This window comes from Pseudomonas sp. FG86 (assembly GCF_057808775.1).
The window spans coordinates 1-12,190 of sequence record NZ_JBMDIS010000130.1 but is presented as its reverse complement, the minus strand read 5'-3'; the positions used below and the strand labels follow the sequence as shown (position 1 = coordinate 12,190).

Below are 12,190 nucleotides of genomic sequence, written 5' to 3'. Positions count from 1 at the left end.
GAGCGCTGTAGGGTGCCAGGCAGCTCCGGGGTTGTGTTTTGGGGCTGCTGCGCAGCCCAACGCGGGGCAAGCCCGCTCGCCACAGGTTGCTGTTTGCCCGTTCTATCTCCTAACTGACAGGTGTTAGGGCTTGCCCACCATTGCGGTGCGCCAGTCGATATCTCCACTGGCTTTATACCGCTATCGGGGGCAAGCCCCCTCCCACATTTAGACCTTCACAGGATCAAGATTTTTTGGCCTGCTGGTAGAGCGGCATCACCTTCGGAATCGCTGCCTGCAACGAGGCGATCCGGCTGTCGGAGGCCGGGTGAGTGCTCATGAATTCCGGTGGCGCGCCTTCCGAAGCCTTGGCCATCTTGTTCCATAGCGTGATGGCCGCATTCGGGTTGTAGCCCGCGCGGGCCGCCAGTTCCAGGCCGATCAGGTCTGCTTCGTTCTCATTGCTGCGGCTGTTAGGCAAGGTCATGCCGTAGTTGGCCACGGTGTCGGCCAGCGCCAGGCTGTCCTGGCCCAGGCCGAACAACGCACCGGCGCCCTGCTTGGCCATTTCGATGCCGTAGGCCTTGGACATGGCTTCACGTCCATGCTCGCGCAAGGCGTGGGCGATTTCATGGCCCATCACTGCGGCCAACTCGTCATCGGTGAGCTTGAGGTTGTCGATCAAGGCGCTGTACACGAAGATCTTGCCGCCAGGCCCGCAATTGGCGTTCATTTCATCGCTCTTGATCAGGTTGACTTCCCACTTCCACTGCGCCGCATCCGGGCGGAAGGTGGGCGCCTGGGCGATCAGGCGGTTGGCGATAGCCTGCACGCGCTTGGCGTTGGCGCTGGTCTTGTCCAACTGGCCTTTGCTACTGGCTTCGCCCAGGGTCTGCTGGTAGGACTGCGCATACATCTGGTCGACTTCCTGGCTCGACAGCATGCTGAACATATATTGCTTGCGCTCAACCCCAACGGCGCCACCGCTGGTGGTGTTGACCGATTGACACCCGGCCAGCAGTACCGCTGCTGCCAACACACTTACGGCCAATGATTTCTTCATCAACATACTCTCCCTGAAAAAAAGCCCTGAAAACATGGCGCGTATCGTAGGCGGTGAATTGTATCGACGCCAGATACACCAGACGTGTAGCCGCTAAATTTCAGATACATCCCACAGGACTCGACAGCGGCGCTTGACCAATCAGTTCAAGGCTCAACCCGGCGTCAGGCATTCCGGGCCATTGAGCTTCGGATCGTTCACCATATTGGCCAGTACCCGCTCGCGCAACGCGGTCGGCTCACTGGCCAACAAGCCCTGCAACACATGCAACGGTGTTTCAGGATCGAGCCAGGCCTCCTGCCCCGCCGCATCCAGAATCAACGGCCGGCGCTGGCTCTGCGCCGCCTGGGTCACCACTGCCGTGCTCAGCCACACCTGTTCCTGCACCGGATAGGCTTCCCAGATCGCCGCAAAAAACAGCGTCGAACCCTCGCCCGGTGTCAGCCAGTACGGGCGCTTGCGCTGGGTGCCGCGCCATTCGTAGAAACCGTTGGCCGGCAGCAGGCAACGACGCTGGCGAAAGGCCTCGCGAAACATCGGTTGCTCGGCCAGGGTTTCGGCACGGGCATGGGCCGGGGTGCGGGAAAGGTCGGTCAGCCATGCTGGGGTCAGGCCCCAACGGGCGCGGGCCAGGGTGCGCTGGCCGTCGGTGGCGCGCTGGATCAGCACCGAATCATTCGGGGAGATGTTCCACTGGGCCTGCTGGTCTGCCGGAAAACCCGGCAAGGCAGCAAAGGAGGGGTTCCAGCGAAACAGGGCATAACGTCCACACATGGGGCAACACGACTCTTGGGGTAAACCGACCGACAGCCTAACAGACCAACACGTCGGGGAAGCTGTCGGGTTCATCGCCGGGCAGCGGTTGCGCGCCGTTATAAGCGGTGATCAGCTCGCGAGCATACGCGGCCTGGTCATTATCCACTTCCAAACCCAACAGCCCGAAAATCGGCAATTCGCCGGTGCCGCCGAGCAAATGCCGCCCCACCAGGTGCGCCTCGACGCCCTCGCTGGCGAGCATCTGTTGCAGCAGCTCGCCTTCCATCAGGTTTTCCGGTTCGTAGATTCGCTGCATGGGCGCCCCCGTTATTCGTTTTCGCTGCGCGTTTCCAGCATCCATTCGTCACCATGGACCTGCAGATTGAAAGTGACCGGGCGGCAGCACACCTGGCAGTCTTCGATATAGGTCTGATCACCCCCCGACAGATCCACCGCTGTCTCGACCTCTTCACCACAATAAGGACAATCGTACGTCGCATCTTCCAGCATCGCGGTCTCCCAAGTGACTTGTGCGTATAATCGCCGGTCTATTTACAGGGCTATTCACGGCAGAGCCAATATTGCGGCCGCACCCTGGTATTTCCTCTACTTACCCTAGCCGTTTCTAACAAGAGAGCATGATGGGCGAATTCGATACCATCCGACCTTACAACGACAGCGAAGTCCCGGCAGTACTGGACCGGCTGTTCAGTGACAAGGCCTTTCTGGACATCCTGACCCACTTCCGCTTCCCGCGCTTTGCCGGCGCCCTGGGCTGGCTGCTCAAGCCGATGATCGCCCGCAAGCTGCGCCGCGAATTCGCCGGTGTGACCACCGTGGCCACGCTGCAGGACAAAGTCGAGTACTACGTCGACCACACCATTGACCGGGCGACCGACGGCGTGACCTACACCGGCGTCGAGCAACTCAAGTCGGGCACCGCCTACGTATTCCTGGCCAACCACCGCGATATCGTGATGGACCCGGCCTTCGTCAACTACGCCGTGTACCACGCCGGCCTGCCGACACCGCGTATCGCCATCGGCGACAACCTGCTGCAAAAGCCATTTGTCAGCGACCTGATGCGCTTGAACAAGAGCTTCATCGTGCACCGCTCGATCACTGGGCGAAAAGAAAAAATGGCGGCCTATCAGCTGCTGTCGGCGTACATCAACCATTCGATCCGCAACGACTGCCAGTCGATCTGGATCGCCCAGGCCGAAGGCCGCGCCAAGGATGGGGATGACCGCACCGAATCGGCGATCCTGAAGATGTTCCACGTCAGCCGCAAGGACGAGCCGTTTGCCGAGGTGATCCAGTCGTTGAACCTGACGCCGGTGTCGATCAGCTACGAATACGACCCCTGCGATGCTGCCAAGGCCCGCGAACTGTACATCCGCGCCACCACCGGCACCTACTGCAAGGCGCCGGGCGAGGACGATGTGAGCATTGCGCTGGGCATCACCGGCTACAAGGGTCGTGTGCATGTGAACTTCGCGGCGCCGATCACCGAGCGTTTCGAAGATACCAAGCTGCTCGCGGCGGAAATGGACCGGCAGATCCTCGGGGGTTATCGCTTGTTCCCGGTGCACTACCTGGCGTACGCCCAGTGGAGCGATGCCGACCCGCAATTGCAGGTGCCCACGGCGACAGATGTCTTCCCGGCGGACGAACTGGCCAAGGCACAAGCCGAGTGGGAACGGCGCTTGAATGAATGCCCGGCCGAGCACCGGCCGTTCCTGGTGGTGCAATATGCAACGCCAGTTCGCAACCAGTACCGCGTTAAAGCCGGAATTCCTCTGTAAACACTGAAACAAACAGGTGGGAGGGGGCTTGCCCCCGGTGACGGTGGATCAGTCAATACCTATGTCGACTGAAACATCGCCATCGGGGGCAAGCCCCCTCCCACCGTTGTTTTGCGGTGTTTTTACAGGTGGGTGCTGAGCCAGGACATAGCCAGCGACAGTCCCAGACAAGCAAAGCCAATGCGATAGGCCAGGCGATGCGCCCGTTCGGTGCGCGCATCCAGGAACAGCATCGGCTGGTCGATCGCGCGCTCTTCGCTCTGCGCAGCCAGGTCGGCCATCGCACGCTGCTCGCGAAAGCGGGTAATGAACAGCAGCACTGCACCCGGGCAAGCCACTAATAAGGCAACAGCATTGATCAGCAGTGCGGGCAGTGCCATCACACACCTCGGTGAATCAGTATTCTGGTATCCATTCAGATACAAACCTGAAGGATAGTCACCTCCTGCGCCGTCCAACTCCTTCCTCCATTGACGGCTAATGTATCCAGTAATTTACGGCGTCACCTGAACGTCACCTTAACAGGCCACTCTGTTGCCCTTCGAACGCTCGGGAGCTTGTCATGTTGCACGCGCAGAACCAGGATCGGCTGTATCTGATCGCCCAAAGCGATGAGCAGGAGGCGCTGGTCGACGGCCTGGCATTCAACGTCCAGGACCGCCACTGGCTGGTGTATTGCGCCCTTGGCGGGCATCAACATGCAGACTTGCCGGAGGCTGATTTGCTGACAGGGGTGAGCCTGCTGGACTTTTGTATCGACACCGCAGCCTGAAACCGAAGGCACAAAAAAACCGGGCCCATCGCTGGGCCCGGTTTTTTATTGAGCGGTTATTGCGAGCTGAGCAAGGAGCCGATGCTTGGGTCCTTGAACAGACGGGTCAGGGCGTCGCTGAGCACATCGCTGACCAGTTTGGTATTGGTCTCCTGGTTCGGCGCCATGCCGAAGCGCTGATTGAGGGACGCACCATAACGGCCGCTGTAGCGACGGGTGCCGGCAGTGACGTCAGACTTGAACGTTGCGCCAATAGAGGCTTCGGTCACATACAGGCCTTCCTTGGGCGACTGGTACTTCAGCTCGGCCAGGGTGATGGTCAACTGAGGGGCGCCCGGCGAATTGGCCGGGGTAAAACCCAGCAGGCGCACGGCGGCTTCGGCCTGGGCTTGCAGCTTGGGCAGCACATCGGCAGCGTTCACCGACACCAGTGCGGTCTCCGGGTACAAGCCGCCACGGGAGCCCAGGGTGGGTGATGGACGACCGTCCACTACACGCACCGACACCGGCTGGCCGTGCCCCACGGGCGCCAACTGCGTGGTGATTATCGGCTGCGGGCTGAGTTGTTGCGGGCTGTTGGCGCAGCCAACCAGGGTCAAACTGGTCACAGTGATCAAACCGAACAACAGGCGTTGCAACATGCTCTTCTCTCCAGAAATCGAGTACCGACAGCGCGGCAGTATAGCGGGCGGCCATTGCCGGGAACTAGCGCCAGTTACAACCTATGACCCGCTGGCGATGTAGCGGTTCGGTGTCACAGATATGTCACCGCTGATACACGAGTGCGTCATCGTGGGCGCGCATGCTTGGTTTCAATCCAAGGAGGTCGATCCCATGCATTTTCTCTGGTCACTGTTCTCTCGCAAGCCCGCCCTTCGCCAGTTTGCCCTGCTCGATGCCCAAGGCCGCTGCCAGGCCTTCAAAGAGTGCAGCCTGCCGCCGGTCGGCGAAGGTTGGGTAGAAATCGACGAAATTCGCTTGAGCTGGATGCACCCCCCCTTGCCAGCGCGCGCGCGCATCAGCCAGCGCCCTGCGCAGGCGCCAAGTCACCAGCCGTTGGCCGCCTGACCGAACACCTAATAAAAGTCATAAAACACGCCCATTTCCTTAGCGTTCTTCGCTACAATCTCCCCCCGATTATAAGGACGTCTCCTGATCGGGCCTCGCAGCATCGTTAATGCCTCGGTATTAACCCCCAAGAATCGCCCACAGAGAGCCGCCCACACAGATCGAGTGAAGCTGGCGCGCTTGCTGTTTTCCTTGCAAACCACCCTTCTTTACCGAATCTGCCAGAGCTGCCATTGCGCTCGGCCACTTGAGTTGTTTGCCCGTTTTGCCGCATGTCGGCAGAGGTGTCGCGGGCCAGGTGCCAGACTGGGCAGCCCTTTTTTGAGGTTCACGTCTTCAAAAGAGCGTGAAAAAACGGGTTTTCACAACTTCACAAGAGTGTGGCGAGCAAATGAATAGTTTGGCGTTTGTACAAGCACCATCAGCGTCTGGAACAGCCCAACCACAAAGGAACGAGCACGCCTCAAAAACGCTGGCTTGATCCTGTCCGCTACGGATTGGTTGCACGAATCGCACGCTTTGACCATAAGTCGAATTGCCACAGGCGCCCATGAATGCGTTCATAGGCAGATTAGCCCGGCAGGAAGCGTGCGCTGAAGTTGCAAAGAATTGCGAATCGGACATGGCGATCCTGGCCATGGGTAACCTGGGGCAACACGTGAACCGCCCCGTCACTCCTGGCAGCCATGCCGTCAATTTGGTGCTGCAGATTTTGGAGACGCGTTAAATGGCGCATAACGAAGCAGTCGACGTAGTACTGGTAGGGGCCGGCATCATGAGTGCCACCCTGGCCGTACTGCTCAAAGAGCTCGACCCCGGCCTCAAGCTGGAAGTCGTTGAGCTGATGGATTCGGGTGCCGCGGAAAGTTCCAACCCGTGGAACAACGCCGGTACCGGTCATGCTGGCCTGTGTGAGCTCAACTACACCCCCCAGGCCGCCGATGGTTCCATCGACATCAAGAAAGCCGTGCACATCAACACCCAGTTCGAGGTGTCGAAGCAGTTCTGGGCGTACCTGACCAAAAAAGGCACCTTTGGCTCGTCCAAGTCCTTTATCAGCCCGGTGCCGCACCTGAGCTTCGTTCAGGGCGAAAAAGGCGTGTCTTTCCTCAAGAAGCGCTTTGAAACCCTCAGCCAGCACCACGCGTTCTCGGATATGCACTACACCGAAGACCGCAGCGAGATGGCCGAGTGGATGCCGCTGATGATGCCAGGCCGCCCGCTGGACGAAAAAATCGCGGCAACCCGTGTCGTGAACGGCACCGACGTCAACTTCGGCGCCCTCACCAACCAACTGCTCAGCCACCTGACCAGCTCGGCGGACGCCCAGGTCAAGTACTGCAAGCGCGTGACCGGCCTCAAGCGCAACGGCGCGGGCTGGACTGTGAGCATCAAGGACGTCAACAGCGGCAACAGCCGTGATGTGGACGCCAAGTTCGTGTTCCTCGGCGCCGGTGGTGCGGCCCTGCCCCTGCTGCAAGCCTCGGGTATCGAAGAGAGCAAAGGTTTTGGCGGCTTCCCGGTCAGCGGGCAGTGGCTGCGTTGCGACAACCCGGAAGTGGTCAAGCACCACCAGGCCAAGGTCTACAGCCAGGCCGCGGTGGGTTCGCCACCGATGTCCGTGCCGCACCTGGACACCCGCGTGGTCGATGGCAAGAAGTCCCTGCTGTTCGGGCCTTACGCCGGCTTTACCACCAAGTTCCTCAAGCATGGCTCGTTCCTCGACCTGCCGCTGTCCGTGCGCGCCGGCAACATCGGGCCGATGCTGGCCGTGGCACGGGACAACATGGACCTCACCAAGTACCTGGTCAGCGAAGTGATGCAGTCCATGGAGCAGCGCCTTGAATCCCTGCGCCGCTTCTACCCGGAAGCCAAAGCCGAGGACTGGCGCCTGGAAGTGGCCGGCCAACGCGTGCAGATCATCAAGAAAGATCCGAAGAAAGGCGGCGTGCTGCAATTCGGCACCGAACTGGTCGCAGCCAAGGACGGTTCGTTGGCGGCGCTTTTGGGTGCTTCTCCTGGCGCGTCGGTAACGGTGTCGATCATGCTGGAACTGATCGAGCGCTGCTTCCCGGAAAAAACTGCCGGCGAATGGGCCACCAAGCTGCATGAAATCTTCCCGGCCCGGGAAAAAGTGTTGGAAACCGATGCTGAGCTGTATCGCAAGATCAATGCGCAGAACAACATCAGCCTGGAGCTTGTAGAGCAAAGCAACGAGGCTGAAAGCTACGCTTGATCGCCCCTGTAGGAGCGAGCTTGCTCGCGAAAATCGTCAACGATAATGCGGGGCACCTGATTAAACGGGGTGCCCTTGCGTTCTTCGCGAGCAAGCTCGCTCCTACAGTTAAAAGCAAAAACGCCCCGCTCTCAGGCTGAGAGCGGGGCGTTTTTTTATGCCTCGCAAGCGTCAGCCGCGGGCGTTGTCGATCAGCTCGATGTACTCGGCGGCGTTGCGCTGGTCCTTGATCAGGTCGACAAAGGTCTGGCCATGCTCGTCCTTGCCGTCCAGGTCCAGGCCAGCAGCCTTGAAGAAGCCCAGGAAGCGTTCGAAATCGTCGATACGCAGGCCACGATAGGCCTTGATCAGTTTGTGCAGGGACGGTGAAGTCGCGTCAACTGGCTCGAAGTCCAGGAACAACTTGATTTGATCGTCGCCGATTTCGTCGCCAATCACCTGTTTCTTATCTTTACGCATTACCGACTCCAGCCTGCAGACATTTACACGGGGTTTGAAGTCTACCTGCGAGGCGCGGGCTTCGAAAGCGCTGAAGAACCAATGTGGTGGCAGTGGATCAGCCACAGATGCATCAACTGACAGGCCCTCATCGGGGGCAAGCCCCCTCCCACATTTTTAATCGAGTACACCAGTACAACTCCCGTTGCTCCAAGACCGCAAAAGCCAACTGAGGCCTACCTGATGAATGCAGATCAAACTGTGGGAGGGGGCTTGCCCCCGATGGCGGTGTATCAGTCACACATGTAGCGACTGACACACTGCTATCGGGGGCTTGCCCCCTCCCACATTAGTTCTTCAGTGTTTTTGCTATTTGGTACGAACAGCCCCGGTATGCAAATCCGCCCAGATATGCCCATTGGCGTAACTGAGGAACTGCACATATACCGTGTCATTGCGCAGCAAGTCGACAATCACTCGGTACTGGGTCACCGGGTACGACAGGGTCAAGGTTTTACTCTTGTCATCGTATGCCGGCTTTTTCAGGCTTTTGCTTTCGGCATCGAAATTGAGGACCACCTGGGCGATGGTCGCGCCCTTGTTCAAGGACTTGCCCTTGAGTCGAATCATCAACGGAGAGGTCACCGGAATCGGCTGCTGGGTGGATTGACGCTGGTTACCCACCACCACTGCATATTCGGTAATTTGCAGCAGTTGCTGCTGGTCAGGCGCTTCGGCGCGCAAGGCCAGGTCGTCCGGCGGCAGGAATTGACTGTGCATCGGCGCAGGCGCGGCGGCCAGGGGCAGGCTCAAGGTCAGCGCCAGGGCGGCGCAGGTGCGTATCAACAGGCTCATGGGCCGCTCCGCAGAAGATGGCCCAGCACTGTAGCTCAATCGAAGTGGGCAAGCATCCAGCGTTGATACTGCGCCACATCGGCATCGCCTTCGCGGGGCGCCCAGTCAGCCAGTTCACCCTCACCAACCGGCCGATAGGGCCCGGCCTTGCACTCGAACATCACAGTATCGGGCTCCAGCACCACCAAGCCATGGAACACACCCGGTGGCAGATCCACACCCGAACATTCACCGCCCGCCTGCATCACACGCTGGGCAAGCACCTCGCCGGCCTCGCTGAACACCAACAAGCCCAGGCGCCCCTTGAGCACGAGCAGCGTTTCAGCCTTGTCCGCGCTCAGGTGACGGTGAGGCGGTACATACGTATCGGGTTGCAGGCCCACCGCCAGGCGATGGCACGGCTCTTCCATCTGATGGAAGTTATGGTGGTGCCGGCCACGGGAGCTGGCGGCCGCTTTCTCGGCCAACTCGGCAAACAACGTCTGGTCAAGAAAGCGAGTCATGCCTTACATCCCTTTGACGGCGTAAATCCCATTGGCATTGCGCCAGTAACCTTTGTAGTCCATGCCGTAACCGAAGATGTAGCGATCGATGCACGGCAGACCGACGAAATCGGCTTTCAACTCAGGACGCGCCTTGCGGTCGTGATCTTTGTCGATCAGCACGGCGGTGTGTACTTTGCGCGCGCCGGCATGTTTGCAGAAGTCGATGATCGCGCCCAGGGTGTGCCCTTCATCAAGGATGTCGTCGATGATCAGCACGTCGCGGTCGATGAACGAGACTTCCGGCTTGGCTTTCCAGAACAGATCGCCACCGCTGGTTTCGTTGCGGTAACGGGTGGCGTGCAGATAGGACGCTTCCAACGGGAATTGCAGATGAGTCAGCAATTTACCGGCGAAGATCAGGCCCCCATTCATCACGCAGAAGACCACCGGGTTGGTATCGGCCATCTCGCGAGTGATGTGTGCGCCGACCCGGGCGATCGCTTCTTCGACTTGCGCTTCGGTGTACAGGCAGTCAGCCTCGCGCATGATTTGACGGATATGCTCGAGATCAGCGGACATGGCGCTCTCCAAGGGGGTGCTGTGGCAAGAAAAGCGGGCAAAGGTACGCATGTGAGGCGCAACGTTCAAGCCTTAATGGACTAACGTACTAGATGTCTATAGGACAACACCCTCGGATAGATTAATCTAGGCCGGTTTTTTTGCCCGCCGCCGGAGCCTTTCCCATGCCCACTCGCGAGATCCGCCATCCGCTGATCCGACACAAGCTCGGCCTTATGCGCCGCGCCGACATTAGCACGAAGAACTTCCGTGAGCTTGCTCAGGAAGTCGGAGCGTTGCTCACTTACGAAGCCACCAAGGATTTACCCCTGGAAAGCTACGAGATCCCCGGTTGGGCGGGTCCCGTCCAGGTCGAGAAAATCGCCGGTAAGAAAATCACCGTGGTACCGATCCTGCGGGCCGGTATCGGCATGCTCGAAGGTGTACTCAGCCTGATCCCGGGCGCCAAAGTCAGCGCCGTGGGCGTGGCCCGTAATGAAGAAACCCTGCAGGCGCACACGTACCTGGAAAAACTCGTACCGGAAATCAACGAGCGCCTGGCGATGATCATCGACCCGATGCTCGCCACCGGCAGTTCCATGGTCGCCACCATCGACCTACTGAAAAAAGCCGGTTGCAAGGACATTCGCGCGATGGTGCTGGTGGCCGCGCCGGAAGGCATCGCCGCTGTCGAGAAGGCCCACCCGGACGTGCAGATCTACACGGCCTCCATCGATGAACGCCTGAACGAACACGGCTACATCATCCCGGGCCTGGGCGATGCCGGCGACAAGATCTTCGGTACCAAGCAGAAGGACGCGTGAGCATGCAGGATGAATTCAACGACCCGCTTTGGCGCCAGATCCTGTCTGGCGCACAGATGCTCTTCGTGGCATTTGGCGCGCTGGTGTTGATGCCGCTGATTACAGGTCTTGATCCAAACGTCGCGTTGTTCACCGCCGGCCTGGGCACGCTGCTGTTCCAGCTGGTGACCGGGCGGCAGGTGCCGGTATTCCTGGCGTCGAGCTTTGCCTTCATTACCCCGATCATTCTCGCCAAGCAGCAGTTCGGCCTGGCGGCGACCATGGGCGGGGTGATGGCGGCCGGTTTCGTTTACACCTTCCTAGGCGCTGCGGTAAAGATCAAGGGCACCGGCTTCATCGACCGGTTGCTGCCGCCGGTCGTGATCGGCCCGGTGATCATCTCCATCGGCCTGGCCATGGCGCCGATTGCCGCCAATATGGCGATGGGTAAATCCGGCGACGGTGCCGAGTTGATCCATTACCAGACGGCGATGCTGATCTCGATGCCTGCGTTGCTGACCACACTGATCGTGGCGGTGTTCGGCAAAGGCATATTCCGCCTGGTGCCGATCATCTCCGGCGTGCTGGTGGGCTTTGCCATGTCATTCTATTTTGGCGTGGTCGACACGGCGAAGATCGCCGCCGCACCGTGGTTCGCCCTGCCCCACTTCACCGCGCCGGAGTTCAACTGGCAGGCGATCCTGTTTATCGTCCCGGTAGCCCTGGCTCCGGCGATCGAACATATCGGCGGCGTGATCGCGGTGGGCAGCGTGACGGGGCGCGACTACCTGAAAAAACCGGGCCTGCACCGCACCTTGCTGGGCGACGGCATCGCCACCACGGCCGCTGGCCTGTTTGGCGGCCCGCCGAACACCACCTACGCCGAAGTGACGGGCGCGGTGATGCTGACCAAGAACTACAACCCGAAGATCATGACCTGGGCCGCCATCTTTGCCATCAGCCTGGCGTTTATCGGTAAGTTCGGCGCACTGCTGCAGAGCATCCCGGTGCCGGTGATGGGCGGGATTCTATGCCTGTTGTTCGGCTCGATTGCCGCAGTGGGCATGAACACGCTGATCCGCCACAAGATCGACCTGGGGGAGGCGCGCAATCTGGTGATTGTGTCGGTGACCCTGGTGTTCGGGATTGGCGGTGTGCTGGTGGGTACCGGCACGGGGCCGGACGACTTCGGCCTGAAGGGCATTGCCTTGTGTGCGGTGGTCGCGATTGGTCTGAACCTGCTGCTGCCGGGCAATGATGGCTGGAAGAACAAAAAGCCTGACGAACCGCTGCTCTAACTGCCAACGCAAAACCAAATGTGGGAGGGGGCTTGCCCCCGATGGCGGTGTATCAGTCACACATGTAGCGACTG

At 59.9% G+C, this 12,190-nt stretch carries 16 protein-coding genes and 1 pseudogene; 7 read left to right on the top strand and 10 right to left on the bottom strand.

Going from position 1 to position 12,190, the window contains the following annotated elements; translation table 11 throughout:
- Positions 1-223 precede the first annotated feature (223 nt).
- From ACODSV_RS34370 to ACODSV_RS34355, 4 genes are all read right to left on the bottom strand, one after another.
- Positions 224-1,042, bottom strand: a complete 819-nt coding sequence (locus ACODSV_RS34370) for a M48 family metallopeptidase (RefSeq protein WP_041160843.1) — start codon at positions 1,040-1,042, stop codon at positions 224-226.
- Positions 1,043-1,195: 153 nt separating this feature from the next.
- Entirely contained in the window at positions 1,196-1,816 is a 621-nt protein-coding gene (locus ACODSV_RS34365; protein WP_024073495.1) for an SOS response-associated peptidase, read from the bottom strand.
- A 37-nt stretch (positions 1,817-1,853) separates the two neighbouring features.
- Entirely contained in the window at positions 1,854-2,114 is a 261-nt protein-coding gene (locus tag ACODSV_RS34360) for a putative signal transducing protein (RefSeq protein WP_024073494.1), read from the bottom strand.
- A gap of 11 nt (positions 2,115-2,125) precedes the next feature.
- Entirely contained in the window at positions 2,126-2,308 is a 183-nt protein-coding gene (locus tag ACODSV_RS34355) for a CPXCG motif-containing cysteine-rich protein (RefSeq protein WP_150055557.1), read from the bottom strand.
- A gap of 131 nt (positions 2,309-2,439) precedes the next feature.
- Here ACODSV_RS34355 and ACODSV_RS34350 point away from each other — a divergent pair, with 131 nt between their 5' ends.
- On the top strand, positions 2,440-3,603 hold the full coding sequence (locus ACODSV_RS34350) for a 1-acyl-sn-glycerol-3-phosphate acyltransferase (RefSeq protein ID WP_190300996.1): 1,164 nt from the start codon (positions 2,440-2,442) through the stop codon (positions 3,601-3,603).
- A 122-nt stretch (positions 3,604-3,725) separates the two neighbouring features.
- Here the strand turns inward: ACODSV_RS34350 and ACODSV_RS34345 are convergent, their stop codons facing one another.
- Positions 3,726-3,983, bottom strand: coding sequence for a GNAT family N-acetyltransferase (locus ACODSV_RS34345; protein WP_454843895.1), 258 nt, complete (start codon positions 3,981-3,983; stop codon positions 3,726-3,728).
- Positions 3,984-4,165: 182 nt separating this feature from the next.
- On the opposite strand from ACODSV_RS34345, the gene ACODSV_RS34340 reads away from it, so the two are divergent.
- Positions 4,166-4,375 (top strand): hypothetical protein, encoded by a 210-nt coding sequence (locus ACODSV_RS34340; RefSeq protein WP_024073491.1) that lies wholly within the window; start codon positions 4,166-4,168, stop codon positions 4,373-4,375.
- Positions 4,376-4,431: 56 nt separating this feature from the next.
- Here ACODSV_RS34340 and ACODSV_RS34335 read toward each other — a convergent pair whose 3' ends face one another.
- Positions 4,432-5,016, bottom strand: coding sequence for a YajG family lipoprotein (locus ACODSV_RS34335; RefSeq protein WP_150054199.1), 585 nt, complete (start codon positions 5,014-5,016; stop codon positions 4,432-4,434).
- A 193-nt stretch (positions 5,017-5,209) separates the two neighbouring features.
- Here ACODSV_RS34335 and ACODSV_RS34330 point away from each other — a divergent pair, with 193 nt between their 5' ends.
- From ACODSV_RS34330 to ACODSV_RS34320, 3 genes and pseudogenes are all read left to right on the top strand, one after another.
- Positions 5,210-5,443 carry a hypothetical protein gene (locus ACODSV_RS34330; protein ID WP_150054200.1) on the top strand — a complete coding sequence of 78 codons (234 nt, stop codon included), beginning with the start codon at positions 5,210-5,212 and terminating at the stop codon, positions 5,441-5,443.
- Positions 5,444-6,170: 727 nt separating this feature from the next.
- Complete coding sequence (mqo, locus tag ACODSV_RS34325) at positions 6,171-7,679, top strand: malate dehydrogenase (quinone) (protein ID WP_024073488.1); 1,509 nt, start codon at positions 6,171-6,173, stop codon at positions 7,677-7,679.
- Positions 7,676-7,789, top strand: a pseudogene (locus ACODSV_RS34320) (outer membrane lipoprotein carrier protein LolA); the annotation flags it as partial. The gene mqo and the pseudogene ACODSV_RS34320, both read left to right, overlap by 4 nt.
- Positions 7,790-7,850: 61 nt before the next feature.
- On the opposite strand, the gene ACODSV_RS34315 reads toward ACODSV_RS34320, so the two are convergent.
- The 4 genes from ACODSV_RS34315 to ACODSV_RS34300 all read right to left on the bottom strand — a co-directional run bounded on the left by ACODSV_RS34315 (position 7,851) and on the right by ACODSV_RS34300 (position 10,036).
- Positions 7,851-8,138, bottom strand: a complete 288-nt coding sequence (locus ACODSV_RS34315) for a PA4642 family protein (RefSeq protein ID WP_017845962.1) — start codon at positions 8,136-8,138, stop codon at positions 7,851-7,853.
- Positions 8,139-8,486: 348 nt separating this feature from the next.
- The gene (locus tag ACODSV_RS34310; protein WP_024073486.1) at positions 8,487-8,972 is read right to left on the bottom strand and encodes a hypothetical protein; all 486 of its coding nucleotides are present in this window, start codon (positions 8,970-8,972) and stop codon (positions 8,487-8,489) included.
- 35 nt (positions 8,973-9,007) lie between these two features.
- The gene (locus ACODSV_RS34305) at positions 9,008-9,475 is read right to left on the bottom strand and encodes a WbuC family cupin fold metalloprotein (RefSeq protein WP_024073485.1); all 468 of its coding nucleotides are present in this window, start codon (positions 9,473-9,475) and stop codon (positions 9,008-9,010) included.
- A 3-nt stretch (positions 9,476-9,478) separates the two neighbouring features.
- Positions 9,479-10,036, bottom strand: a complete 558-nt coding sequence (locus ACODSV_RS34300) for a hypoxanthine-guanine phosphoribosyltransferase (RefSeq protein WP_024073484.1) — start codon at positions 10,034-10,036, stop codon at positions 9,479-9,481.
- A gap of 164 nt (positions 10,037-10,200) precedes the next feature.
- On the opposite strand from ACODSV_RS34300, the gene upp reads away from it, so the two are divergent.
- Positions 10,201-10,839, top strand: coding sequence for a uracil phosphoribosyltransferase (upp, locus tag ACODSV_RS34295; RefSeq protein WP_024073483.1), 639 nt, complete (start codon positions 10,201-10,203; stop codon positions 10,837-10,839).
- 2 nt (positions 10,840-10,841) lie between these two features.
- Positions 10,842-12,116, top strand: coding sequence for a uracil-xanthine permease family protein (locus tag ACODSV_RS34290; protein WP_024073482.1), 1,275 nt, complete (start codon positions 10,842-10,844; stop codon positions 12,114-12,116).
- Positions 12,117-12,190 lie beyond the last annotated feature (74 nt).